We start from the raw sequence: 26,325 nt of genomic DNA, 5'->3' as shown, positions 1-26,325 counted from the left end.
CACATTGATACAACGCCGCCTGCCTCTGCGGCAGGCGGCCTTGTTACCCCACGAGGAAGCTCCCCGTGCAGAAAGTTATCTTTCCGAATAAAGTTTTGCCTTATTTTCTGTTGGCCCCACAGATCGTCCTGACTGTGGTGTTCTTCTTCTGGCCAGCCAGTCAGGCGGTTTATCAATCATTCATGCGTGAAGACGCATTCGGGCTTAAATCCACCTTCGTCGGATTGGCAAACTTCACGACCGTTCTGGCGGACCCTAACTATCTGCATTCATTCAGAGTAACGATTGTCTTCAATATCCTGACCGCGCTGCTTGCCATGGGCGCAGCACTAATACTTGCGACGGCAGCGGATCGCGTTATCCGCGGGAAGACATTTTATCGTACGCTCCTGATCTGGCCATATGCAGTGGCTCCCGCTGTTGCCGGCATGTTATGGCTCTTCATGTTCAATCCAGCCATGGGTACTTTTGCTTACATTCTGCGGCGTAATGGCGTCGCGTGGGATCCGCTGCTTGATGGCAATCAGGCTATGGGCCTTGTCGTCGTTGCTGCCGCATGGAAACAGATTTCTTATAATTTCCTGTTCTTTGTTGCAGGGTTACAGGCAATCCCTAAGTCGTTGATCGAAGCAGCAGCCATTGATGGCGCTCGCGGATCACGGCGATTTTGGTCTATCGTATTTCCACTTCTTGCACCCACTTCATTCTTCCTGCTTGTCGTGAACACGGTTTACGCCTTCTTTGACACATTCGGTATCATCCATGCCGTGACCGGCGGCGGCCCTGCCAGAGCTACCGAAACGCTGGTCTACAAGGTTTACAATGATGGCTTCGTCAATCTCAACCTCGGCTCATCTTCGGCACAGTCGGTTATTCTAATGGCAATCGTGATTGCCTTGACCGCTTTCCAGTTCCGCTTCGTTGAGAAGCGTGTGCATTATTCGTGAGTGAGGGGACAATGATAGAAAAACGCCCTGTCTCAAACCTGATCGGCCACCTGATCCTGATCGTAGGCATCATAATTGTCGCCTTTCCGATCTATTATACCTTCGTCGCTTCAACGATGACATCGACGCAAATCATACGTCCCCCCATCTCGTTGTTGCCTGGCGACCATTTCGTCGAAAACTATGGTGAAGCCATCTTTGGCGGCGTGGAACGCGTTGTCGGCGTAAGTCTGGAGCGGCTTCTTTGGAACTCGTTCGTGGTCGCCATGGCAATCGCCGTCGGCAAGATCATTATTTCGTTCATGTCGGCTTTCGCGATTGTGTTTTTCCGCTTTCCGCTACGCATGTTCTTCTTCTGGATGATCTTCATAACCTTGATGCTGCCTGTGGAGGTTCGTATCCTGCCAACCTACAAGGTGATAGTGGACCTCGGCATGATCGACACCTATGCAGGGCTCACCCTGCCATTGATGGCATCTGCGACGGCAACGTTTCTGTTCCGTCAGTTTTTCCTCACCATACCGGGTGAACTGGTTGAAGCTGCGCGTATCGATAATGCCGGGCCATTCCGCTTCATGCGGGATATCCTGCTTCCTCTTTCGAAGACGAACATTGCAGCACTTTTCGTCATTCTCTTCATTTATGGATGGACCCAGTATCTCTGGCCGCTGCTCGTTACTAATGATGCCAAGATGAACACGATCATCATCGGCCTGCGCCGCATGGTCGATTGGGCTGATGCGTCCACACCTTGGAACTACGTCATGGTAACAGCCATTCTGGCCATCATCCCACCGATCCTCGTTGTGGTGCTGATGCAGCGCTGGTTCGTCAAAGGTCTCGTTGAAACGGAAAAGTAATGAGCAAAATTGTTCTTGATAACGTCCGCAAGAGCTATGGCGGCAATGTCGAAGTCATCAAAGGTGTATCGCTGGAGATCAACGACGGCGAGTTCGTAGTACTGGTAGGTCCGTCAGGCTGCGGTAAATCCACTCTCCTGCGCATGATTGCCGGCCTTGAAGGTATTACGTCCGGCACCATCGCTATTGGCGATCGCGTGGTCAATGATGTTGAACCTGCAGAACGCGATATTGCCATGGTGTTCCAGAATTATGCGCTCTACCCGCATATGACGGTCCGGGAAAATCTCGCTTATGGCCTGAAGAACCGGAAAACACCGAAAGACGAAATCGAACGCCGCATTGCCAAAGCGGCAAAGGCACTCGAAATCGAACCTTTTCTTGAGCGTAAGCCGCGTCAGCTTTCTGGCGGTCAGCGCCAGCGCGTCGCCATGGGGCGTGCCATTGTGCGCGAACCGGCAGCTTTTCTCTTCGATGAACCACTCTCCAATCTGGATGCGAAACTACGCGTGCAGATGCGTGTCGAGATCAAGCGCCTGCAACGTTCGCTCGAAACAACCAGCGTTTATGTCACCCATGACCAGATGGAAGCCATGACCATGGCTGACCGCCTCGTTGTGCTGAATGCAGGCCATATTGAACAGGTCGGTACGCCGATCGAACTGTATGAAAAGCCAGCCTCCACATTCGTGGCAACATTTATCGGTTCGCCGTCGATGAATCTGCTGCAAAGCGCAGAAAACATTGCCTGGAAAACGGGCGGGGCGGTGAAAACACCTATCGGAAACTTCACCATCGGCGTTCGCCCCGAAGATATCAGCATTCTGGAAGACGACGAGCCGGATGCCGACGGTTTCAATGCGACCGTTCGTATTGAAGCTGTAGAACTCGTCGGCGCGGAAAGTTATATTCATAGCGCATTGCCGGACGGTAAGTCGCTCATCTTCCGCGTTGCCGGGCGCTCGACACATAGCGTCGATGAAACCGTCAGGATTGGCGCATCTGCAGGACACATCCATATTTTCGGCGATGACGGCCAGCGTGTAAATGCTTGAATTCGATAAGGGTCACGCCCTTCAAAAGGGCACAACCCGCTATAATAATCGATTTCTGTTTTAGAGTTTATCGGCTACACAGGTGGAATATTTTTCCACCTGTGAGGAAATCCCGATAGATGACGCATCAGCAGATACTCTCCTTCGCGGTGATCATACTCATGATGGGGGCGTTTATCTGGGGCAAGTTTCGCTATGATGTGGTCGCGCTATGTGCGCTTCTCCTGGCGATAGCGGTCGGCGTTGTGCCCTTTGACCGAGCCTTTTCAGGTTTCAGCGACGACATCGTCATTATCGTGGGCAGCGCATTGGTGGTCAGTGCGGGTGTCGCACGCTCTGGTCTTATGCAGGCGGCGATTCAGCGCTTTCTGCCGGAAATAAACAGCGTGCGGCTCCAGCTTGCCGTTCTTGTCACAGTCGTCACCATCCTCTCCGCGTTTGTAAAAAATGTCGGCGCGTTGGCAATCATGATTCCAGTCGCCTTTCAATTCGCTCGCCGTTCCAATGTTTCCCCATCAACTTTCCTCATGCCCATGGCATTCGGTGCGTTGCTTGGCGGCTTGATGACCCAGGTGGGCACTTCTCCCAATATTGTTGTTTCTCGCATTCGCGGTGAAATGGTCGGCGAACCCTTCACAATGTTCGACTTCACACCGGTCGGCGCTGTGCTCTCGGCAGTAGGGCTCATCTATCTGGTATTTTTTTACTGGCTCGTTCCTCAACGCACCCGCGAAAATGTTTCGCTGGATGAGGCAATCAAAATCAAGAACTATGCTTCCGAAGCACGTATCACCAAATCATCGACAATGACCGGCAAGCGCGTGACCGATCTCATCAAGGCGGCTGAAGGCGAGGCAATGGTGACTTCCATTGTACGCAACGAACAGCGACTGACGCCGCTTCCCGATACGATCCTAAATGAAGGTGATGTCGTTCTTCTTGAAGGCGATCCTAAAGCGCTTGATGCGATCATAAGTGCCGGAAAGCTCACCCTGTCTGAAAATCGCAATCCATCTGAAACCAGCGGTTCCACCGACATTGAGGCCGTTGAAGCTGTTATTGGCAAGAACTCGCGTCTCATTGGGCTGACCGCCCAACGACTTGCTCTTTTCGCGCGCTATGACCTGAACCTGCTGGCGGTGAGCCGACCGGGTGAACGCATTACCGAACGTCTTAGCGAAGTCATTCTCCGTTTCGGCGACGTGATTGTGTTGCAAGGCAGACAGGCAAATCTTTCCACCTTCCTGCCGGAGTTCGAATTGCTCCCGCTTGCGCGCCGCAAACTGATGCTCGGCAGCGTCCGGCGCGGATTGATCCCGCTTGCCATTCTGATTGCGGCCATTGGGGCAACCGCTTTAAGCCTTGTACCAGTTGCGGTCGCTTTCTTTGCCGCCGCAGTCGCTATGCTGCTGTTCAAAGTGATACCTCTCAACGAGGTCTATGACGAAATTGATGGTCCCATTCTGGTCATGCTGGCTGCACTCATTCCGGTTTCGGATGCTCTCAGAACAACGGGAGGTACAGATCTCATAGCCGAAGGGCTTGCTACAATCGGCCACCAATTACCGCCAGCCGGAGCTCTGGCGTTAATTCTTGTAGCCGCAATGATGGTGACACCATTTCTCAACAATGCTGCGACAGTGCTCGTCATGGCCCCCATCGCGACAAGTTTTGCTTCCGGACTCGGTTTCAAGCCGGAGGCCTTTCTGATGGCGGTCGCGATCGGCGCGGGGTGTGATTTCCTTACGCCAATTGGTCATCAGTGCAATACCCTGGTTATGGGACCAGGAGGTTACAGATTCAGTGACTATCCGCGTCTGGGATTACCGCTATCAATCATTATAGCGATTGTAACAGTTCCAACATTGATGTTCTTCTGGCCGTTGAAATAGCGCTAGAACTCAACTGAACGTATCCATTTGAGGCTGTCGGAGACAATCCTTCCCACGGTTTCGGCGATATCTGCGCGGAATACCAGCGGCTCCCCTACGGGGCTCTCGAGTGTAGCAATCTGGCTTTCCAGCATCGTTACCGGCATGAAATGGCCGGTGCGATGCCCCATGTGCTCGTACAAAACTTCAAAACTACCGTCCAGGAAAACAAACATCACGGGCGTACCGGCAGCGGAACGCAGACGATCACGATAGCTCTTTTTCAGTGCCGAACAGGAAACGACAATACCGTCAGTCGAGGCGGCAAGACGTTCACCGATTTTATCGAGCCAGGGCCAACGATCCTCATCTTGCAAGGGAATGCCTGCTGACATCTTGTCGACATTGGATTTTGGATGCAGCGAGTCGCCTTCAAGAAATGGGAGTGCCAATGCATCGGCAATCTTCTCGCCCACGGTCGACTTTCCAGAGCCCGAAACACCCATAACGATAATACGCAGCATCAATTCCTCATACGCTCGCGGTCATGCCGCCATCGACGTGCAAAACCTGTCCATTGACGAAAGAGGAGGCGTCGCTGCTTAGGAAAACTGCAGCACCTACCAACTCTTTTACATCCCCCCAACGGCCTGCCGGCGTTCTTTTTTCCAGCCATGCAGTAAATTCGGGATCATCAACCAATGCCTGATTCAGCGGCGTCTTGAAATAGCCTGGAGCAATCGCATTAATCTGCAAGCCATACCGTGCCCAGTCGGTGGCCATACCGCGCGTTAAATTGCGAATAGCTCCCTTCGTTGCAGTATAAGGCGTGATGGAAGGTCGGGCCAGTTCGCTTTGTACCGAAGCAATGTTGATTATCTTGCCACGTCCTCGTGCGATCATGTAGCGCGCAGCCGCCTGCCCCGCATAAAAAGCGCTGGAAATATTGGTTTCCAAAAGCTGCTGCCATTTCTCGATCGGGAAATCTTCCAGCGGGGCGCGATACTGCATCCCCGCATTATTGACCAGAATACCCAGCGGACCAATTTCCTGTTCGATCACATCAATAGACACACGAACTTCTTCGGCATCCGTTACATCAAACGCCGACGCAAAGACATTATAACCTTCGTCTTCCAGTAGCGTAACCGTCGCATCGACCTTGTTTCGATCACGACCATTGATGATTACCGTTGCACCATGTTCTGCGAGCCCCCGAGCCAATGCAAAACCAATACCCTGGCTAGAACCGGTGACCAAGGCAATGCGCCCTTCCAGACTGAAAAGTTCGAAAGAAGACGCCATTAGAAAGTTTCCAGTTTGAGGCCAACACGGCTTGCTGCCTGCACAATGTGGCGGCGCATTACTTCGCGAGCTCGTAACGGATCACGTGAATGAATGGCATCTCTGATTGCAGTGTGCTCATCAATGGTGATCTCTACGATCTGCTCAAGCACTGCGCGAGCACGAGCAGCGTTGATTGCCTGATTGATGCGTTCGGCAATGAAACCGAGGACCAGCGGAAAATATTCGTTATGTGTTGCAGACGCGAGTGCACGGTGAAATGCCAGATCAGCAGCAATACCCGTGTCAGTCCACTTTTTTGAACCACTCATCTCCGCCAGCGCCTCGTTCAGTTGCATCATGTCGTTTTCATCGTGATGCACTGCGGCGAGTCCCGCCGCTTCTATCTCCAGAGCCATTCGCAACTGGAACAGGCTTCTGAAACTATCGCGATTAGCAAGTGTTTCAGGTTCTATTCGGATGGCATGGCGTTTATCGGGCTCCGTTACGAAAGCGCCAACACCCTGTCGAGTTTCGACCAATCCCTCGTTGCGCAATTGAGCAATTGCTTCGCGTACAACCGAGCGGCTTACACCGAAGCTCTGCGCTAGATTATGTTCTGTCGGCAGCTTTTGCCCCGGCAGAAGACTACCTTCACTGATCTGCCGCGTAATTTCGGAAGCAATGCGTCCGGGAAGTTGTTCATTGCGCCTGATTTCACCAAACAAAATGATAGAGCCTCCCTGATTACCCGTGCAAGTGGTGTGTCGTCAGCCTCTCGAAGAGTCAAGCGAAAGCTGGCAGCCCGGATTCATGATATTGCCCGGATCGAAGACTTGCTTGATGCCTTCAAGCAGTTTTCGCCGTGCGGGGTCAATGCGCTTCTCGAAATCTTCCCGCTTCAGGCGACCGATGCCGTGCTCGGCGCTGATGCTGCCTGCATAACGATCGAGAACAGCATTGATCGTTTCCTTTGCAAGCTTGATCCTCTTGTCTATCGCCGCAACATCGAGATCGCTTCCAGGGATAACATTGAGATGCACATTACCGTCACCCACATGCCCGTAAGAAACAGCAAGACAATCCGGAAGCACCTCAGCCAGTTCGGTTTCAGCTTCAGCGACGAATGACGCCAGTTTTGACAGCGGGACCGATATGTCAGTGCGAAGGTGTTTGCCACGCAGCGCCTGCCCTTCGTTCATCGCCTCGCGGAACATCCAGAGATTTTGACCTTGCGCACGAGATGACGCGATGGTGCCATCCAGAACAAGGCCATCTTCCATTGCGCCAGCAAGAAACTGTTCCATCAAGGACGCTATATCCACCAGCCCAGAGCCTGAAATCTCCATCAAGACGTAGGCAGGATATTGTCCAAGCGGCATGGCAAGATCCGGCATCGCCTCTTGCGCCAAGGTAAAAGCCACCGGCGGCATGAATTCGAAAGCGGACATCAGATCACAGCATTGCACGCGTGCACGCCGATAAAGCGCAATAGCGTCAGCGAGCGAATTGAGTCCCAACAGTGCGATTTCCACCTTGTCCGGCAAAGGCGTCAGTTTGATTGCGACGCCGGTCACCACTCCCATAATGCCTTCCGCACCGATGAAAAGCTGTTTCAGATCAATGCCGCGATTGTCTTTCCGCAACGTGGAAAGACCGTTGAATATCGTGCCATCAGGCAAGACGACCTCCAACCCCAGGACCAACTCGCGTGTCATGCCATAACGCAACACGTTGAGGCCTCCGGCATTGGTGCTGACATTGCCACCGATACGGCAGCTTCCCTGCGCGCCAAGGGCCAGTGGGAAAAACATTCCTTCAACCGCCAATTTGTCTTTCAGCTCGGAGAGAATGCAACCGGCATCAACAACCGCTGAAAAATCATCCGGGTCGACCTTTCGAATACGGTTCATCCGCTCAAGACTTAGAATGACGAGATTGTCGCGCCCATCCGGTACACCGCCTTGCACAAGACCGGTATTTCCGCCCTGCGGAATGATGGACAATCCCAGTGAAGCGCAAGCTTTAACCACAGCGGAAACGTCCTCTGTCGAGCGCGGGCGGATCACAGCAACCGCTATATTCTCCACATCACCCGGCCAGTCCCGACAATAGCGGAGCATATCGCTTCGCGCGGTCATAACCAGATCATCACCCAAAAGGGTAACGAGATCAGTCTGCTTGTCTCCGGTCATGTCCCCCAAACCGTACATAATATCCTCTTGTTCATAGACCTGGTTGATGCGCAATCGGCTGCCGTGGATGTACGACAGCTTTGGGAACGCAACAGGCTTTTCCGTTTCATTCTTGTGGCAAGATCGAGAAAATTGTTTTCAATGCCTACATATAAGGTTATCAGACAACCCTACAACAGAAATCTGGTGGGAGATCGGATAAGTGTTGTTATGGTAGCCAACACCGCGTTCTGAGTTGCAATCGGCTACAAGATTGGGAGGAGGCTTAAAAATGCATATTGCAATCATCGGCGCTGCAGGCATGGTCGGATGCAAACTGACACAACGCCTCTCAAAAGATAGGCATCTCGGCGGGAATCCCATTGAAAAGCTTACGCTTATCGATATCGTTGCAGCAGAACCTCCAGTCGGCTTTGCCGGATCAGTCGATACCCTGGCAGCAGATATATCCACTATGGAAACTGCCCAAAGCATCGTGTCAGCACGCCCCGACATCATCTTTCACCTTGCGGCAATCGTATCCGGTGAAGCGGAACTCGATTTCGACAAGGGATATCGAATCAATCTGGATGGCACCCGCCATCTGTTTGATGCGATCAGGCTTGCACACATTGCCGATGGCTATAAGCCGCGTGTGGTCTTCACATCGTCCATAGCAGTTTTCGGCGCCCCGCTCCCCCACCCTATCCCCGATGAGTTTCACACGACTCCATTGACGAGTTACGGCACGCAGAAGGCAATCAGCGAACTTCTGTTGTCGGACTACACCCGGCGCGGCTTCTTCGATGGTATCGGCATTCGCCTTCCGACGATCTGCATACGTCCGGGCAGGCCGAACAAAGCAGCTTCCGGCTTTTTCTCCAACATCCTGCGTGAGCCGCTCTCCGGGCAGGAAGCGGTCTTGCCTGTTCCCGAAGATGTCCGACACTGGCATACTTCGCCGCGGTCAGCGGTCGGCTTTCTGGTCCATGGAGCCACCATCCATACGGAAGCGGTGGGAGCACGCCGCAATCTTTCCATGCCCGGTCTCAGTGCGACAGTAGGCGAACAGATTGAAGCATTGCGCCGTGTTGCTGGTGAATCGGCCGTAGGGCTGATCCGCCATGAGCCGGACGAAATGATCATGCGTATGGTTGCCGGCTGGGCTCCCGGTTTCGAGGCAAAACGCGCGCAGGCTCTTGGTTTCACCGCAGAAACATCCTTTGATGAGATCATTCGTGTTCACATCGAAGATGAGATGGGAGGCAAACTTTGACGCGCAGGATTGCATTTCTTGGGACTGGCCTGATGGGCGCGCCGATGGCTGGTCGTCTTCTGGATGCTGGCTTCGGTATAACAGCCTGGAACCGGAATAGCGCCAAGTTAGCCTCTCTTGGCGGAAAAGGTGCCAAACTCGCCCAAACCGCCGCCGAGGCGGCAGAGAACGCCGATATAGTCATCACCATGTTAACCGATGGCCCGGCAGTACGCGACGTTCTTTTCGACCAAGGGGTTGCTGCCGTCATGAAAAATGGTAGCACCGTCATCGACATGAGTTCAATTTCGCCCGACTTTGCCCGCGAACATGCTCAGCGTTTGCAGGCCGTTGGCATCAATCATATCGATGCTCCGGTTTCAGGAGGCGTGGTGGGAGCACAGGAAGGTACGCTTGCCATCATGGCTGGAGGCGATGAGGCGGTCATTGCTGAACTCGCTGATGTTTTCCAACCAATGGGACGCCTTACCCGCGTCGGCCCATCTGGTGCCGGTCAACTGGCAAAACTCGCCAATCAGCAGATTGTTGCCGTGACCATCGGAGCGATTGCGGAAGCAATGGTTCTTGTCGAAAAAGGTGGCGGTTCGCGCTCAGCGTTCCGCGACGCCATCCGCGGCGGCTTCTGTGAAAGCCGCATTCTCGAACTGCACGGCAAGCGAATGATTGATCGTAATTTTGAGCCGGGCGGCACATCGCGTATTCAGTTGAAAGATCTCAATTCGATCCTCAAGACTGCGGGCGACCTATCGTTGAACTTGCCGTTGACCGAGGCCGTACGCGATGCCTTTGCCGCTTTCGTGGAAGAAGGTGGTGGCGAAAAGGATCATAGCGCCCTGCTCCTTCATCTCGAAAAACTCAATGAAGGCGGAAAGAGCTAGTACATACGCACTCCGGTTGCATTGGGAGGTGCAATGAAGATTATCGCAGTCGAAACGATCCGCGTAGCCGAACGGCCAAACTTGTTGTGGGTCGAAGTTCATACGGACGAAGGAATTACCGGGCTCGGCGAAACTTTTTTCATGTCCGAGACGGTCGAGTCCTACTTGCACGAATATGTGGCACCGCGTGTTCTGGGGCGCGATCCGTTGCAAATCGATCTGCTAGCCTCTGACCTTGTGGGTTATCTCGGATTTCGTTCAACCGGCGCCGAAGTGCGTGGGAACTCCGCGTTCGACATCGCCTTGTGGGATCTCTACGGTAAAGCCGCCAACCTTCCGATCGCTCAGTTGCTCGGCGGCTTCAGCCGTCAATCCATCCGTACATACAATACATGTGCCGGAACAGAATACATAAAGAAAGCGACTGGCCAGCAGTCCACCAATTATGGCCTTGCAAATGCAGGAGCCAATTATGACGATCTTAATGGCTTCCTGCATCGTGCAGACGAACTTGCACTCTCGTTGCTGGACGAGGGCATAACGGCAATGAAAATCTGGCCGTTCGACATGGCGGCGGAGAAAACACGCGGGCAATATATTTCCCAGCCTGATCTGAAGGCGGCATTGCAGCCTTTCGAGAAAATCCGTGCAGCCGTCGGTGATCGCATGGACATCATGGTTGAATTCCATTCTATGTGGCAGCTTCTACCGGCCATGCAGATTGCGCGAGAACTCGCGCCATTCAAGACCTTCTGGCACGAAGACCCGATCAAGATGGACAGCCTTGGCAGTCTTAAACGTTATTCGGAAGCAAGCATCGCACCAATCTGTGCCTCAGAGACCTTGGGAAGCCGTTGGGCGTTTCGTGATTTGCTCGAAACGGGCGTCGCAGGCGTTGTCATGCTCGACTTGAGTTGGTGCGGTGGTCTGTCAGAAGCCCGTAAGATCGCAGCTATGGCAGAAGCCTGGCATCTTCCGGTTGCACCACACGATTGTACCGGTCCTGTCGTTCTGTGTGCTTCAACGCACCTGTCGCTCAACGCACCGAACGCACTTATTCAGGAAAGTGTGCGCGCATTCTACAAGACCTGGTATCGCGATCTTGTTACGGCCTTGCCCGAAGTAAAGGACGGCATGATTACGGTTCCACCCGGTGCAGGCCTCGGGATGGAACTCAATCCGGAAATGGACAAGGCATACACTGTAAGTCGAAGAAAAACAGATCGATCTAATTTTTGAGTTTGGCGCTGCCTGAAGGCTGGACTCAACTCCAGACTGCTAATAATAATATTACTATTGTTGTCAGACATCCTGACAACATATGGCCCACGGGAAACGGTCATGCATTGGGAGGATATCTGTGCAAGACAAGCGTGAATTGAAAGCAACGGCGATTTTGCCTGAAGACAGCCATTCTGCGGTTTTGATCGGCCGAGCATGGTCAAAAGCAGAAAATGGCCCCTGTCCGGTACTGGTGAAAGACGGTCATCTGCACGATTTATCCGGCTTGTCGGCTACTGTTTCAGGTCTTCTGGAACGCAATTCGCTAGTAAACGAATTAAAAAATACGGACAGCTTCCCAAACCTTGGCTCACTCGACGATTTTCTTTCCGGCAACCGCGGGGAGTTGCTAGCTCCTATCGATTTACAGTCCATAAAAGCAGCAGGCGTCACCTTCGCTGACAGCATGCTCGAACGCGTGATTGAGGAACAGGCAAAGGGCGACCCTTCCCGCGCCCGCGAAGTTCGTGAACGTCTCGCCCCCGTTATTGGCGACAGTTTGCGGGGCGTCGTGGCTGGCTCCGAAAAAGCCGCGGAGGTCAAAGCGCTCCTCCAGGAAATGGGGCTATGGTCCCAATATCTGGAAGTGGGCATTGGCCCAGATGCAGAAATCTTCACCAAATCCCAACCTATGTCCGCCGTCGGATGCGGTGCGACTGTCGGCATTCTACCGATTTCGCAATGGAACAATCCCGAACCTGAAGTCGTATTGGTCGTCGCTTCAGACGGACGCATTATTGGTGCAACCCTCGGCAATGACGTCAATCTTCGAGACGTCGAAGGGCGTTCGGCACTCCTGCTTGGCAAAGCTAAAGATAACAATGCATCCTGCGCTATCGGGCCATTCATTCGTCTGTTTGACGGTGAATTCACCATGGATGTATTGCGCAAGCTCAAGCTGTCGCTGACGGTCCATGGAGCGGACCGCTTCGAAATGACGGGCGAAAGCCCGATGGAAGCAATCAGCCGCGACCCGGAAAATCTCGCATCACAGATGATGAACCGCAATCATCAATATCCAGACGGCGCTGTATTATTCCTCGGCACGATGTTCGCCCCCGTCAAGGACCGTCGTGGTGCCGGACAAGGCTTCACGCACGAAGTCGGTGACCGCGTTGAAATATCCACTCCCAAGCTCGGGCGACTCGTCAACTGGGTCGACCGCACCGACAAATGTCCGGAATGGACATTCGGCATCAGGGCGCTGATCCAGAATCTGCAAGCCCGCGATCTGCTCGATAAAGTCTGAGGGCGGACATATGACGAAAGCCATCGACCTCTTCTATAAGATACTTGGCGCAATTCTCGTCTTCCTCCTCGCCGGCATGGCTATCATGGTCTTCGTCAACGTGATTTTGCGCTACGCCGCAAATTCCGGACTGACCGTATCGGAAGAACTTTCACGTTATTTCTTCGTCTGGGTAGCGTTTCTCGGCGCTGTTCTCACCTTCCGAGAGAACAGCCATCTGGGTATTGAGTCCCTCGTTGCTCGCTTCGGGCGACAAGGCCGTATCACGTGCATGGCAATCAGCTATCTGATCGTCATGTTGTGCTCGGGAATCTTCTTTTGGGGCACGTGGAAACAGTTCGACATCAATGCCAGCATGGTTGCACCCGTTACGGGCCTTTCGATGATCTGGGTATATGGCGTCGGGCTATTCACAGGCAGTGCGATGTTCATCATTGCTACCGAGCGTTTCTTGCGGGCTGTCACCGGTCGCTTGACCGATGAGGAAATTGCCACCTTTGCGGGCGAACACTCACTCGACCATCTTATGGAGTAGACGACATGACACTTGTAGTATTTGTCGGCTCGCTCCTCGGCGCCATGGCCATCGGTGTTCCGATCGCATTCTCGCTTATGTTCTGTGGTGTCATTCTCATGCTGTACATGGGAATGTTCAACACGCAGATCATTGCGCAGAACATGATTGCCGGTGTCGACTCCTTCACCCTTCTGGCAATTCCTTTTTTCATTCTGGCCGGTGAACTGATGAATTCGGGCGGTTTATCCCGCCGCATCATTGATTTCGCCATAGCTTGTGTGGGCCATATTCGCGGCGGCCTCGGTGTCGTTGCAATTCTCGCGGCTATCATCATGGCAAGCGTATCGGGTTCGGCCGCTGCCGATACTGCGGCGCTTGCAACCATCCTCGTCCCCATGATGGCGAAAGCGGGCTACAACATCCCGCGTTCTGCCGGGTTAATGGCTGCCGGTGGCATCATCGCGCCGGTTATCCCGCCATCAATGGCAATGATCGTATTCGGTGTTGCGGCCAATGTATCCATAACGCAGCTTTTCATGGCCGGCATCGTGCCGGGCCTGATGATGGGTATCGCCCTTCTCTTCACCTGGCAGATTGTTGTCAGAAAAGACAATCTAAAAGTACTTCCGAAGCAATCCGGTAAAGATCGGCTACAAGCGACCGCGCGCGCACTATGGGCGCTCGGTATGCCAATCATCATCCTCGGCGGCATTCGAATGGGTGTCATGACGCCAACAGAAGCAGCCGTGGTAGCCGCAGCCTATGCTCTCTTTGTTGGTATGTTCATTTATCGAGAACTCAGATTTGTCGATCTCTATGGCGTCTTTCTACGGGCCGCGAAAACAACCTCCGTCATTATGTTTCTTGTCGCCTCGGCGCTGGTTTCGTCATGGCTGATAACGGCAGCAAACATTCCGGCAGAAATCAGCGGCTATATTGCTCCGCTGATTGACAGCCCCAAACTGCTGATGTTTGCGATCATGATCCTGGTGCTCGTGGTCGGAACCGCATTGGACCTTACGCCGACAATCCTGATCCTGACTCCGGTCCTGATGCCGATAGTCAAACAAGCGGGCATCGATCCGGCCTATTTCGGTGTCCTGTTCATCATGAACAACAGTATCGGGCTTATCACTCCGCCTGTTGGCGTAGTGCTGAACGTGGTGAGCGGCGTCTCAAAGGTGCCGCTTGGAAAAGTGGTCGCTGGTGTCAATCCGTTCCTGATTTCACAGGTGATCGTTCTGTTCCTGCTGGTTCTGTTTCCAAGTCTCGTATTGGTGCCCATGAACTGGCTTCATTAGGTTTAACATCAACTCTGGGAGGAGAGTTCTATGAGAAAACTGATTATGCTGGCAACGACCGCCCTCATGGCGGGAGCGCTAACCGTACCTGCATTCGCCGAATTTCAAGATCGCAACATCCGCGTCTCGAACGGTATTAATGAGGATCATCCCGTCGGCAATGGCATAAAGGCCATGAATGAATGCCTTGCAGAGAAGTCCGGCGGCAAGATGAAGATAACCGCTTTCTGGGGTGGAGCGCTGGGTGGCGATTTGCAGGCAACACAGGCGCTACGTTCCGGTGTGCAAGAAGGTGTGGTCACGTCATCATCACCGCTCGTCGGCATCGTTCCGGCACTGGGCGTGTTCGACCTGCCGTTTCTCTTCGCAAATGATAAAGAAGCAGATGCTGTCGTCGACGGTTCGTTCGGGAAGATGATGGACGAAAAGTTGGCAGCCGTCGGCCTCGTCAATCTTGCCTATTGGGAGAACGGGTTCCGGAATCTTTCGAACTCAAAACATCCGGTCAATAAGTGGGAAGACTTCAGCGGTATGAAAGTCCGCGTGATGCAGAACAACATCTTCCTCGATACGTTCCAGAATTTCGGTGCCAATGCCACGCCTATGGCTTTTGGTGAAATCTTCTCAGCACTGGAAACAAAGGCTATAGACGCACAGGAAAACCCTTACGTCACGATCGATACATCAAAGTTCTATGAGGTACAGAAATTCGTCACGGAAACGAAACACGCCTACACGCCGTTTCTTTTCCTGTACTCCAAGCCGATCTTCGACACGTATTCACCGGAGGAACAGGCCGCGTTGCGTGAATGCGCAGTTGTCGGCCGCGACGTTGAACGCAAGGTCATTCGCGAACTGAACCAGAAGTCGCTCGAGAAGATTAAGGAAGCAGGTCTGGAGGTGAACACTCTTTCACCGGAAGAGCATGCCCGCATGCTCGAGAAGTCCCAGCCGATCTATGCCAAGTACAAGTCGCAGATCGGCGACGATGTCATCGATGCGGTACAAAAGCAGATCAGTGAAATCCGCAAATAATAAAGCCTGAACCAAAAGAATAGGCCGCGCTCATCGCGCCGCCTATTCTGATGATTCAAGCAGCCTTCAGACAATTATTGATCCGTTCAGCCAGCTTGCGAGTACGCGCAAGACTGTGAGCCTGTTCGGTACTGAAACGCTTTCGCCGAATTCCATAAATTTCTCAGTTAAGCGGAATAGCGTTTCCATCTTTACTGGCCTGATAAGTCCGGGACAATTCATCGTATTGGGCGAAAATGGCGTCAAGCCTCTTGCCGAGGCGCGACCGATCGGCGTCCGGTAGAGATGCAACCATCTTAGGAATCGAATGACTATGCCAGAAAGCATTATCGCGATTGTACCCACCTGGCTCCAGCGTGAAGACTTCTTTGAGAATCTTCAAATCGTGCGGAATTGAAAAAGCATCTCGTGAATCTTCATGGCTGAAGAGATAGTAGAAATTGTCGAAACCGCTCCAAGTGATGGCTGAAAGACACATCGAACAAGGCTCGTGGGTGGAAAGAAAGACCATATCCTTCGGGTCTGGACGTCCGTTCTCCGGCATCTCGTAGAAGCGCTTCAAAGTATGCACTTCGCCGTGCCAGAGCGGATTTTCAGTCTCATTGTTGGTTTCAGCAAGAACAAGAGATAGATCTGATTTGCGCAACAAGGCCGCACCGAACACCTTATTGCCTTCTGCAACTCCTCGTTCAGTCAGCGGAATAACATCCTGCTCGATAACGTCGATCAGTTTTTCCAGCAGTTTCAGTTCATCTGTTTGCACAGTTCTATTCCTCCCGATATTGCAGAACAAGCGCCGGACCATTTCAGCCCGGCGCTTTTATTGTCATTCCGCAAAGAATGCGAAGCGGATGACGAAGAGTGCGGCAACCAGCCATGTAGCGAGATGAATGTCTCGTGCCTTGCCAGTGAAGGCTTTGAGAACGACATAGCTGATGAAGCCGAAGGCCAGGCCGTTGGCAATCGAGTAGGTGAACGGGATGGCCAAAGCCGTCAGCGCTGCAGGTGCAGCTTCCGTTACATCGTGCCATTCGATCTCGGTCAATTCACGCATCATCAAGCAAGCGACGTAGATCAGAGCCGGTGCAGTCGCATAAGCCGGAACCGAACCGGCAAGCGGCGAAATGAACAAGGCTGCAAGAAACAGAAGTGCGACAACCAAAGCTGTCAGGCCCGTACGGCCACCAGCCTGAACACCCGATGCACTTTCGACATAAGCCGTCGTAGAGGAAGTACCGAGAAGCGAGCCGCCAAGAATGGCAGTACTATCGGCAAAAAGGGCACGCCCGAGACGGTTGGGTTTACCTGGTTCGATCAGGCCGCCCCGCTTCGCCACACCAATCAGCGTACCGGTAGCATCGAAAACTTCAACCAGAACGAAAACCAGAATGACATGCAGAATGCCGGTATGCAGAGCGCCCATCACATCAAGCTGAAGGAAGGTCGGCGCAAGGCTCGGTGGAGCCGAGAAAACACCACCGAACTGGCTGATGCCAAGAGCGATAGATGCAACGGTGACGACAAGAATACCTATAAGGATCGCACCGCGAACTTTCAAAGCATCCAGCACGGCGATGATGAAGAAGCCGGCAATAGCCAGCAGTGGACCAGATTTCGTCAGATCCCCAAGCCCGACCAAAGTTGCTTCATTGCCAACGACGACACCAGCGCTTTTCAGACCGATCAGGGCCAGGAACATGCCGATACCCGCAGCGATCGCACTTCGCAGCGAATGCGGAATGCCTTCAACCAGCCAGCGGCGTATGCCTGTCACGGTCAGAAGAAGGAAGATAATACCGGAAATGAAAACGGCACCCAGCGCCTGCTGCCAAGAAAAACCCATCGCCCCGACAACGGTGAACGCGAAGAAGGCGTTGAGACCCATGCCTGGCGCCATGCCGATAGGCCAGTTCGCAACGAGCGCCATGATGATCGAGCCGAGAGCTGCCGCTAGGCAGGTGGCAACGAAAACAGCGTTTCGATCCATACCTGTCGTGGACAGAATGTCCGGATTTACGAAGATGATGTAAGACATGGTCAGGAAGGTCGTCACGCCGGCGATAATTTCCGTTCTCGCCGTAGTGCCGTGTTCCTGCAATTTGAACAGCTTTTCGAGCATCGTCCCTCCAAGGCAAAGCGCCCGTCAATTGGCACCTCAGTTCGCGTGAAATCACGACGCGCAACCTGTTGCGCTTCGCAATGTGTCGAACTGAAGCAACCTATGCGATTGCCATAATGTTAGTTGCCGCTGCAGATTTGCAGTCGGACATGTTCCCCATACACCCATCACGAACAAAAGCACAGTTCTGCCGTGTGCATGCCAGTTTGTTGACATGATTTAGTGTGGACTGAGATCTCGTTGTGCGCCAGCCACTCATTTGTCAGGAAATATTTGAAACAGATTCAAAAAAGACAGTTCGCGAGCGTGTGTTCTTTTTTCTAACTGACTGATTGAAATGGGCTTTGTAAGAGCAGTGCCGTGCCATACATGCCAAGCGCAAAAACCGTATGCGCAATAAGGTTGAGGTAGCGGACATTGCGAGCGTTCGGCAATTTGGATGCCGCCCAACCGATTCCCAAACCGGGTTGCAGCAAAAACCACCCTGCCGCAACTGTCAGAATGCCAAAAATCCAGACCGGTAGAAATACGGGGTCAGCGAACCATTCCGAGCCACCATAAATGGCAAAGACGACACCGTAAAGAATACCGACGGCATAATGTCCAATCCACCCAAGCGCTATTTCATGCCCATAAGGTTCGGCGTCGGAAATATCATCGTGAAAAATTTTCCCGTGGCGAAGATGCCAGAACCACCGGCCAACCAATCCCCAATTGGGGCGTGCCTGCCCCGGCAATGCAGCCAGCAAAAGTGCCCACAAGTCCATTACGACCGTTGCGCCGATTCCAATCAGAATCCCACGCCAGATAATGTCCATGATGTAATTGCCTTTGCGTCATCGGGTGGCCAGATAAGCCGGAGACCACCCGATGCGCAAGAGGTAGATGTACGTGCACTCCTGCATTTTTCACAATGCCTGTAGCAATCACTTCGGATAATGAATGCAATAAATTCCGGCAATAGACATCGCTATGAAATAAGAGGCGATGAAGAACGGCAAATTTACCGCAGCTACAACGGAAGGATCCCATCTTCATCGCCTGCCCCCGCAGATATAAGCTGACGGAAAATTGGCCCGACGACAATTGCCGCCTGTCCCAAAATGGTACGGATTGCGTCTCATTAGCGATGTGTGACCGAAGAATAAGCAAACGAGGATTTCAAGCTGATAACGGAACATAAAAGAGGCATCACACGACCGAAGACTGAAGGGTTCTGATCAAAGAATTAATTAAATGAGCAATCCATAAAACAAAAGCGCCGGGACTGGAGACCGACGCTTTGTTACTTTATTCGATTTATACTTACAGGGCGATCCTTCGAGAGACACGCCATAAGTTATTACTTACCGAAAACGGCGCTATGAATCTGCGAACGCGAAACACCAATGTCGGCAAGAAGGTGGTCGTCCATAGCACCAAGCTCACGGATAGCGCGGCGGCGGGATACGAACTGCTGTACTTTCTGACGAATGTTCATTTGCTTTCTCCTCGTTTGGATGATTGCTAAATAGGCGTTTGTCTAAATTTCCACCACGGATATGATTGCAAACAAGGCATGCGTTTTTGCTTGAGCTCGCAACCTTGAAAAGGTCGAATTTACTTCTCTTCAAAGCAATGGCTCGCTTATAGACTTAAATGCGGAATTTCCGAAATGTCTTTTGCCAATAGGCTTCTAATCGATTAATGGAGCGTTCGGAACGAACTCCTCCCCCGTTTCTTTCGGACATCGTCATGCTTTATGGTATTTTTCTCGCATTTGCGTCCTATGCGGCATTCGCCGTCAGCGATGCCTGCGTCAAGTTTCTTGATGGCACGCTGTCGCCTTACGAAGTTGCTTTCTTCGGCGCTGTACTTGGTCTACTTGCCATTCCCTTTACAAAAAAAGCTGGCGATGTCTGGCTCGATATGTTTCGCACAACCAATATCAAAATGTGGTTGCTGCGTACCGTGACCGCTGCAATGGGAACGATAGGCAGCGTTACAGCATTTACGCATCTGTCCATGGCGGAAGCCTTCGCGCTCATTTTCCTCCTGCCGGCATATGTGACAATACTTTCTGTCGTGTTCTTGAAGGAGCAAGTTGGCTGGCGGCGATGGTCGGCGGTTCTGATCGGCTTTGTTGGCGTGCTGATTGTACTCCGCCCCGGCTTCAGGGAGCTCTCAATCGGCCACCTCGGAGCGCTTGCGGCCGGCATGGGTGGCGCGATGAGCATCATCATCTTCCGTGTCATGGGCAAGCACGAAAAGCGCATATCGCTCTATACGAGCGGACTGATCGGACCCATCATCATCTGTGGCGCATTGATGGTTTCCTCATACGAAGCGCCAAATACCGAGCAATGGGTTTATCTCGCAGGATATGGCCTTCTCGCCGCGCTTGCCAACATCCTGCTGATACTCGCGGCCCAACGCGCGCCGGCGAGTGCGATTGCCTCCCCACAGTATAGCCAGATGATATGGGCGATCCTTTTCGGATATTTTGTCTTCCACGATCACATAGACACGCCGATGCTGATCGGCATTGTTCTCATCACCATTTCCGGGCTCTTCACTTTCATCCGCGAAAGGCAACGGGGCGTCAAAGGGCCTCCTGCTGTTGCCACATCGGAACCGACCCCGGCACTTGTAGAAGACAAAATGGAGCAATCTTGAAAGCAGGTAATGACAACTTCGCGCTTGTCTACAGCGTTGCCTCCTCCTACGATATAGGTAACCTGTACATGATCGATAAAATTACGTTTCGATTAGAAGTGCTTAGGACATTGATCCGATCCAAAGTTGTCGAGACGCGTTTCAAACATTATTCCGATAACGATCTGTGTCTGAATGCGCCCTGACGCAGGCAAAAACATGAAAACTGATACTGTTAAAGGACTAGGGAAATGACCGATAAACGGGCGATGTGGACCTATTACAAGGGCGAATGGCGCGAAGGCGATGTTCGCATTCTCGGTGCGGCCTCACAAGCGACCTGGCTTGGTTCGCTGGTATTTGACGGCGCACGCCTCTTTGAAGGTGTAACACCGGACCTTGATCGTCACTCTGCACGCGCCAATGATTCAGCCTGTGCCCTGGGCCTGGAGCCGACGCTCTCCGCCAACGATATCGAGGCACTCGCACGTGAGGGCTTGAAAAAGTTCGCGCCGGGTACGGATGTTTATATCCGCCCCATGTACTGGGCAGAAGAAGGTGACGCCAGCACAGTCGCGCCGCTTGCGTCATCCACGGATTTTGCGCTCTGCCTTGAAGCGATCCCTATGGTCGAGCCGAAGGGTTTTACGATCACCACGACATCATTCCGGCGACCGTACCTGGAAGTCATGCCGGTCAATGCTAAGGCCGCCTGTCTTTATCCGAACAACGCACGTATGCTGCGTGAGGCAAAGGCAAAAGGCTTTCACAATGCATTGGTGACCGATGTTCTCGGAAACGTCGCCGAAACTGCAACCTCGAACGTCTTCATGGTCCGGGGCGGCGAGGTGTTCACACCGGTTCCCAATGGCACATTCCTGAACGGCATCACTCGTCAGCGTGTACTCAATCTGTTACGCGAAGCAGGTATCTCCGTTCACGAAACCACTTTGAAGATTGACGATTTCCGCGAAGCTGACGAAATCTTCTCAACAGGTAATATGAGTAAAGTCGTGCCGATTATCGGGTTTGATGATCGCAAACTTGAATATGGACCGCTGACGAAACGCGCTCGTGCTCTTTATTGGGAATGGGCTCACGCCTGATCTCCAAACAAAACATCTCCGGCCCAACGACCGGAGATGTGTTCCTGCCCCCCACAAAAGATAACCTCACCATCATATGATCGAACATACGCCCCTGTTCCTGGCAATCGCAGTGATTGCAGCATTTCTCGTCGGGCTTTCAAAAGGCGGACTACCATCGGTCGGTACGCTTGCCGTTCCATTGATGGCACTTGTCATATCTCCAGTCACCGCAGCCGCACTTCTGCTCCCGATCTATGTTATCAGCGACATGTTCGGCCTGTATCTTTATCGCCATCACTTTTCCGCACGCAATCTTGCGATCCTGACACCAGCGGCAATTCTCGGCGTCGGCATAGGCTGGATGTTCAGCGCACATCTGTCTCCCACATTCATTGGAATGCTGGTTGGGTTGGTCGGCATCCTTTTCTGCTTCAATGCGTGGTTCGGTGCGCATTATCGTAAAAAGGCACGAAAGGCGGATGTTCCCGGCGGCATTTTCTGGGGCGTAATCACAGGCTTGACCAGCTTTGTCTCTCATTCCGGCGCACCACCGTTTCAGATGTATGTGCTGCCGCAGCACCTTCCAAAACTGGTTTTCGCTGGTACATCGACCATTCTTTTTGCCATCGTCAACGCCGTAAAGCTGGTGCCTTACTGGCAGTTGCAACAGTTTTCCAATCTCGACACATCACTTGGTCTTTGGCTTGTCCCTGCCGCAGTCATCGGCACCTTCGTCGGCGCCAAGCTGACCCGGATCATGCCGGATGGCCCATTTTTCCTCTTGGTACAGATGACCTTGTTCGGGCTTTCCATCAAGCTGATTACCGATTGGATCGTGCCGTATTTCTTCGGTTGACGACTTGCGGCTGCAGCTTGCAACAAATCATCCCTTCGGTCACGATGCGCTTATCAAGCGCTTTTTGGAGAGAGGAAGCGGGGATGGAGGATGCAGACGCCATTATCATTGGAGCAGGACTAGCCGGACTTGTCGCAGCGCATGAACTGGCCGCTGCCGGGCGCAAAGTCATTCTTCTCGAACAAGAAGGTGAGAATTCCATTGGCGGACAAGCGTTCTGGTCACTCGGTGGACTGTTCATGGTCGACAGTCCCGAACAGCGTCGCCTTGGCATAAAGGACAATATCGATCTCGCGCGGCAGGATTGGTTCGGGTCGGCACAATTTGACAGGCTCGAGGATCATTGGCCGAAGCGCTGGGCCGCATCCTATCTGGAGTTCGCCGCTGGCGAAATGCGATCCTGGCTGCATAGTCTAGGCATGCGCTGGTTTCCTGTCGTCGGCTGGGCAGAACGTGGCGGGGCGAGAGCAGATGGCCACGGCAACTCAGTACCACGTTTTCACGTAACCTGGGGCACTGGACCAGGTGTCGTGGCTCCATTCGAGCGATCGCTCCGTGATTCTATCAACAAAGGACTCATAACCTTAAAATGCCGCCATCGCGTCAATAGCATCGCCACTACCGGCGGACGAGCCAGTGGAGTTTACGGCGAAGTACTGGCACCCTCGACCGTTGAGCGTGGGCAATCTTCATCCCGGGATATCGCGGGAGAGTTTGCCTATTTCGCTGACTGTGTAATCGTCACATCTGGCGGCATCGGCGGCGATCCGGATAAGGTCCGGAGAGCCTGGCCACGCGACAGGCTCGGCAACCCACCGAAAGAAATGGTGTTGGGTGTACCAGCCCATGTCGACGGGCGAGGCATCGATATCGCTGTGGCTGCAGGCGGTCACGTCATCAATGCCGACCGCATGTGGCACTATACCGAGGGACTCCGGAACTGGGACCCCATCTGGCCGAACCATGGTATTCGTATTCTACCGGGACCATCCTCAATGTGGTTCGACGCCAAGGGTAATCGTCTTCCCGCTCCCTATCTCCCGGGGTTCGATACGCTTGGTACGCTCAAGCACATTCTTTCGACCGGCTACGACTATTCCTGGTTTATTCTAACCGAGAAAATCATCCGCAAAGAATTCTCTCTGTCTGGATCGGAGCAAAATCCGGATCTTACCGGCAAAGACTGGAAGCTCTTACTGAAAAGCCGCCTCGGCAAAGCGCCGCCACCGCCAGTCAAAGCGTTCCTGGAAAACGGAGCCGATTTCCTTACAGCCGGAACTCTGCAAGAACTCGTTAAAAAAATGAATGGCTTGACAGGAGAAAAGCTTCTCAAACTCGACCATATCCGCGATCAAATCGAAGCACGGGATCGCGAGATAGTGAACCGTTATTCCAAGGATGCTCAAGTGATGGCGATACACAATGCCCGAGCTTATATCGGTGATCGTCTCACACGTGCTGTACCGCTACACCCGCTGCTGGCCCCCTCGAACGGGCCACTTATTGCCGTCAAACTGCATATTCTAACGCGCAAGACACTTGGCGGGCTGCACACGGACTTGGACGCGCAAGTGCTGAACGAGGCCGGCGAAAAGATACCCGGACTATATGCAGCAGGCGAAGCTGCCGGCTTCGGTGGGGGCGGCTACCATGGTTACAATGCACTTGAAGGAACGTTTCTCGGCGGCTGTATATTTTCCGGTCGAGCGGCCGGTCGTGCAGCCGCTGCGGCAACATCGCTCTAATTCCTGAGCAGCTTGAGGCGCAACATCAACCCAGGCCGTTTCGCCTTCGACCGCATTCCATATATGAGTTTTTTATTTTTTTGCGTCGTGCCTGCTCTCGAAACCCTATGCATAGCAGCAACATAATGCCCCTGTAAGAAACAGGGAGCCCTTTCGGGCAATTCAGGCATGACTATGGATCTCGCCGTCCTTGCAATTGGCATCGGCTTCTTTGCGCTATTGTTCGGCTATCTGCGCATCTGCGAAAAGCTCTGAGGCACGCCATGATGATTGAATACATCGCTGGCGCTTTGGTTGCGGTCTTCATAGCCGCCTACCTCCTTTACGCGCTTATACGACCGGAGCGGTTCTAAGCCGGTCTCCGGCCAACCGCGTAACCGGCAGCCATTCAGGCCTCGGAAAAAATCATGACACTTAATGGATGGATTCAGATTCTCGTTTTTTGCGGGATCATCATTTTGCTCGTCAAGCCGCTCGGCGGCTACATGACGCGCGTTTTCAGCGGTGAACGGATGTTCCTTTCACCTGTCCTCGTTCCTGTCGAGCGCGGGCTTTATCGTCTCGCAGGCACAAGCGAACGAGAAGAACAGCACTGGACGACCTACACTACCTCCCTGCTGCTATTCAACCTTGCCGGTTTTCTGCTGCTTTACATGCTGCAACGGTTTCAGGGCTCCCTGCCCTTCAATCCGATGGGTATGAGCAACGTTCCGGCAGATCTCGCCTTCAACACCACTGCTAGTTTTGTCACCAATACGAATTGGCAGAACTATGGTGGAGAAAGTACCATGTCCTACCTGACTCAAATGGTGGGGCTGACGGTGCAGAACTTTGTTTCGGCCGCAACAGGCGTTGCCATTGCCATAGCGCTCATTCGAGCGTTCTCGCGCAAATCCATGAAGACACTCGGAAACTTCTGGATCGACCTTACGCGATGCACGCTCTACATTCTCTTACCGCTCTGCATCGCGCTTACGTTGGCGTTCGTCAGCCTGGGCGTGCCGCAAACAATTAGCGCTTATGCCGAAGCTACGACGCTGGAAGGCGCAAGACAGGTGATCGCACTTGGGCCGGTTGCTTCACAGTTGGCCATCAAGATGCTTGGCACCAATGGGGGCGGCTTCTTCAATGCTAATTCCGCGCATCCCTTCGAAAACCCTGATGCCATCTCCAACATGATCCAGATGGTTGCGATTTTCGTCATCGGCGCTTCACTGACCAACGTCTTCGGGCGAATGGTCGGCAACGAGCGTCAGGGATGGGCGATCTTTGCTGCCATGGGCATATTGTTCGTTGCAGGTGTCGCAATCTGCTACTGGGCAGAAGCTGCTGGCAATCCCCTCATCCATGCGCTCGGTATTGATGGCGGCAACATGGAAGGCAAGGAAACGCGCTTCGGCATCGCAATGTCTGCGCTTTTCGCAGTCGTCACAACCGCTGCATCATGCGGGGCCGTTATCGCCATGCATGACAGTATGATGGCGCTGGGCGGAATGATCCCCATGATCAATATGATGCTGGGTGAGATCATCATCGGCGGTGTAGGCGCAGGCTTCTACGGTATCGTCCTGTTCGTTGTCGTTGCCATTTTCGTGGCCGGGTTGATGGTCGGGCGTACTCCCGAATATCTGGGCAAGAAAATCGAAGCCAAGGAAGTGAAAATGGCGATGCTCGCCGTTCTCTGTCTGCCATTGTCCATTCTGGGCTTCACGGCCATCGCCTCGGTTCTTCCGACCGGCCTGGCTTCTATCGCCAACCCCGGACCGCATGGCTTCTCGGAAATTCTCTATGCCTATACTTCAGGCACCGCGAACAATGGTTCAGCCTTTGGCGGCCTCTCAGGCAATACGCCCTGGTACAATATCACCATCGGTCTTGCCATGTTGATGGGCCGGTTTCTCGTGATTGTTCCCGCACTCGCCATAGCCGGTTCGCTTGTCGCCAAGAAAGCGGCCCCACAATCCGCAGGCACATTCCCGACAACCGGGCCGCTTTTCGTCGGCTTGCTGATCGGTGTCATACTTGTGGTTGGAGGTTTGATCTTCTTCCCGGCGCTAGCGCTTGGCCCGGTTGCCGAGCACCTCGCGATAATCAAGGGACAGACGTTCTGATGCTCAGGCCTTCAAGCTGCATTCTCTCGATTCTTCTGGTAACG

The 26,325-nt window shown here is 53.2% G+C and carries 25 protein-coding genes; 17 read left to right on the top strand and 8 right to left on the bottom strand.

What is annotated here, in order from left to right:
* Positions 1-65: 65 nt before the first annotated feature.
* From ugpA to FIB18_RS01495, 4 genes are all read left to right on the top strand, one after another.
* On the top strand, positions 66-947 hold the full coding sequence (gene ugpA, locus FIB18_RS01510; RefSeq protein ID WP_140019065.1) for a sn-glycerol-3-phosphate ABC transporter permease UgpA: 882 nt from the start codon (positions 66-68) through the stop codon (positions 945-947).
* Positions 948-958: 11 nt separating this feature from the next.
* Positions 959-1,807, top strand: coding sequence for a sn-glycerol-3-phosphate ABC transporter permease UgpE (gene ugpE, locus FIB18_RS01505; protein WP_104754895.1), 849 nt, complete (start codon positions 959-961; stop codon positions 1,805-1,807).
* Positions 1,807-2,862: a sn-glycerol-3-phosphate import ATP-binding protein UgpC gene (locus tag FIB18_RS01500; RefSeq protein ID WP_140019064.1), complete on the top strand. Its 1,056-nt coding sequence runs from the start codon at positions 1,807-1,809 to the stop codon at positions 2,860-2,862. The genes ugpE and FIB18_RS01500 overlap by 1 nt, the downstream gene beginning before the upstream one ends.
* A gap of 119 nt (positions 2,863-2,981) precedes the next feature.
* Entirely contained in the window at positions 2,982-4,754 is a 1,773-nt protein-coding gene (locus FIB18_RS01495) for an SLC13 family permease (RefSeq protein WP_140019063.1), read from the top strand.
* Between the two features lie 2 nt (positions 4,755-4,756).
* Here FIB18_RS01495 and FIB18_RS01490 read toward each other — a convergent pair whose 3' ends face one another.
* Genes FIB18_RS01490 through FIB18_RS01475 form a run of 4 tightly spaced genes read right to left on the bottom strand, consistent with a single transcriptional unit; the run spans position 4,757 to position 8,230 of the window.
* Positions 4,757-5,257 carry a gluconokinase gene (locus FIB18_RS01490; RefSeq protein WP_140019062.1) on the bottom strand — a complete coding sequence of 167 codons (501 nt, stop codon included), beginning with the start codon at positions 5,255-5,257 and terminating at the stop codon, positions 4,757-4,759.
* A gap of 7 nt (positions 5,258-5,264) precedes the next feature.
* Positions 5,265-6,038, bottom strand: coding sequence for an SDR family oxidoreductase (locus FIB18_RS01485; RefSeq protein WP_140019061.1), 774 nt, complete (start codon positions 6,036-6,038; stop codon positions 5,265-5,267).
* Positions 6,038-6,745, bottom strand: a complete 708-nt coding sequence (locus FIB18_RS01480; RefSeq protein ID WP_140019060.1) for a FadR/GntR family transcriptional regulator — start codon at positions 6,743-6,745, stop codon at positions 6,038-6,040. Before FIB18_RS01480 ends, FIB18_RS01485 begins: the two co-directional genes overlap by 1 nt.
* A gap of 42 nt (positions 6,746-6,787) precedes the next feature.
* A complete protein-coding gene (locus FIB18_RS01475) occupies positions 6,788-8,230 on the bottom strand; it encodes an FAD-binding oxidoreductase (protein ID WP_140019059.1) in 1,443 nt (480 codons plus the stop codon).
* Between the two features lie 253 nt (positions 8,231-8,483).
* On the opposite strand from FIB18_RS01475, the gene denD reads away from it, so the two are divergent.
* The 7 genes from denD (at position 8,484) to FIB18_RS01440 (ending at position 15,728) form a co-directional block, all read left to right on the top strand.
* A complete protein-coding gene (gene denD, locus FIB18_RS01470; RefSeq protein WP_140019058.1) occupies positions 8,484-9,467 on the top strand; it encodes a D-erythronate dehydrogenase in 984 nt (327 codons plus the stop codon).
* The gene (locus FIB18_RS01465; protein WP_140019057.1) at positions 9,464-10,345 is read left to right on the top strand and encodes an NAD(P)-dependent oxidoreductase; all 882 of its coding nucleotides are present in this window, start codon (positions 9,464-9,466) and stop codon (positions 10,343-10,345) included. Before denD ends, FIB18_RS01465 begins: the two co-directional genes overlap by 4 nt.
* 33 nt (positions 10,346-10,378) lie before the next feature.
* The gene (locus FIB18_RS01460; RefSeq protein WP_140019056.1) at positions 10,379-11,584 is read left to right on the top strand and encodes a mandelate racemase/muconate lactonizing enzyme family protein; all 1,206 of its coding nucleotides are present in this window, start codon (positions 10,379-10,381) and stop codon (positions 11,582-11,584) included.
* Between the two features lie 121 nt (positions 11,585-11,705).
* Positions 11,706-12,875, top strand: a complete 1,170-nt coding sequence (locus FIB18_RS01455; RefSeq protein WP_140019055.1) for a fumarylacetoacetate hydrolase family protein — start codon at positions 11,706-11,708, stop codon at positions 12,873-12,875.
* 10 nt (positions 12,876-12,885) lie between these two features.
* Positions 12,886-13,410, top strand: coding sequence for a TRAP transporter small permease (locus FIB18_RS01450; RefSeq protein WP_140019054.1), 525 nt, complete (start codon positions 12,886-12,888; stop codon positions 13,408-13,410).
* A 5-nt stretch (positions 13,411-13,415) separates the two neighbouring features.
* Positions 13,416-14,693, top strand: a complete 1,278-nt coding sequence (locus FIB18_RS01445; protein ID WP_140019053.1) for a TRAP transporter large permease — start codon at positions 13,416-13,418, stop codon at positions 14,691-14,693.
* A gap of 30 nt (positions 14,694-14,723) precedes the next feature.
* Positions 14,724-15,728 carry a TRAP transporter substrate-binding protein gene (locus FIB18_RS01440; RefSeq protein ID WP_140019052.1) on the top strand — a complete coding sequence of 335 codons (1,005 nt, stop codon included), beginning with the start codon at positions 14,724-14,726 and terminating at the stop codon, positions 15,726-15,728.
* A gap of 163 nt (positions 15,729-15,891) precedes the next feature.
* Here FIB18_RS01440 and FIB18_RS01435 read toward each other — a convergent pair whose 3' ends face one another.
* The 4 genes from FIB18_RS01435 to FIB18_RS01420 all read right to left on the bottom strand — a co-directional run bounded on the left by FIB18_RS01435 (position 15,892) and on the right by FIB18_RS01420 (position 19,327).
* Positions 15,892-16,491, bottom strand: coding sequence for a nucleoside deaminase (locus FIB18_RS01435; protein ID WP_140019051.1), 600 nt, complete (start codon positions 16,489-16,491; stop codon positions 15,892-15,894).
* 63 nt (positions 16,492-16,554) lie between these two features.
* On the bottom strand, positions 16,555-17,847 hold the full coding sequence (locus FIB18_RS01430; protein WP_105544169.1) for an NCS2 family permease: 1,293 nt from the start codon (positions 17,845-17,847) through the stop codon (positions 16,555-16,557).
* 320 nt (positions 17,848-18,167) lie between these two features.
* Positions 18,168-18,668 carry a DUF2938 domain-containing protein gene (locus FIB18_RS01425; RefSeq protein ID WP_174977385.1) on the bottom strand — a complete coding sequence of 167 codons (501 nt, stop codon included), beginning with the start codon at positions 18,666-18,668 and terminating at the stop codon, positions 18,168-18,170.
* Between the two features lie 521 nt (positions 18,669-19,189).
* Positions 19,190-19,327, bottom strand: a complete 138-nt coding sequence (locus FIB18_RS01420) for a DUF1127 domain-containing protein (protein ID WP_010658957.1) — start codon at positions 19,325-19,327, stop codon at positions 19,190-19,192.
* A gap of 254 nt (positions 19,328-19,581) precedes the next feature.
* On the opposite strand from FIB18_RS01420, the gene FIB18_RS01415 reads away from it, so the two are divergent.
* The 6 genes from FIB18_RS01415 (at position 19,582) to kdpA (ending at position 26,281) form a co-directional block, all read left to right on the top strand.
* Complete coding sequence (locus tag FIB18_RS01415) at positions 19,582-20,502, top strand: DMT family transporter (protein WP_140019049.1); 921 nt, start codon at positions 19,582-19,584, stop codon at positions 20,500-20,502.
* A 230-nt stretch (positions 20,503-20,732) separates the two neighbouring features.
* Positions 20,733-21,587, top strand: a complete 855-nt coding sequence (locus tag FIB18_RS01410; protein WP_140019048.1) for a branched-chain amino acid aminotransferase — start codon at positions 20,733-20,735, stop codon at positions 21,585-21,587.
* A 76-nt stretch (positions 21,588-21,663) separates the two neighbouring features.
* Positions 21,664-22,425 carry a sulfite exporter TauE/SafE family protein gene (locus FIB18_RS01405; RefSeq protein ID WP_140019047.1) on the top strand — a complete coding sequence of 254 codons (762 nt, stop codon included), beginning with the start codon at positions 21,664-21,666 and terminating at the stop codon, positions 22,423-22,425.
* An 83-nt stretch (positions 22,426-22,508) separates the two neighbouring features.
* A complete protein-coding gene (locus tag FIB18_RS01400; protein ID WP_140019046.1) occupies positions 22,509-24,170 on the top strand; it encodes an FAD-binding dehydrogenase in 1,662 nt (553 codons plus the stop codon).
* Positions 24,171-24,433: 263 nt separating this feature from the next.
* Entirely contained in the window at positions 24,434-24,523 is a 90-nt protein-coding gene (kdpF, locus tag FIB18_RS01395; RefSeq protein ID WP_140019045.1) for a K(+)-transporting ATPase subunit F, read from the top strand.
* Between the two features lie 54 nt (positions 24,524-24,577).
* Positions 24,578-26,281, top strand: a complete 1,704-nt coding sequence (kdpA, locus tag FIB18_RS01390) for a potassium-transporting ATPase subunit KdpA (protein WP_140019044.1) — start codon at positions 24,578-24,580, stop codon at positions 26,279-26,281.
* Positions 26,282-26,325: the final 44 nt, after the last annotated feature.

Origin of the sequence: Brucella pecoris (genome assembly GCF_006376675.1) — a bacterium.
Classification (GTDB): Bacteria; Pseudomonadota; Alphaproteobacteria; order Rhizobiales; family Rhizobiaceae; genus Brucella; species Brucella pecoris.
The sequence above is the reverse complement of the archived record's forward strand: the minus strand, read 5'-3'. Positions and strand labels throughout refer to the sequence as shown.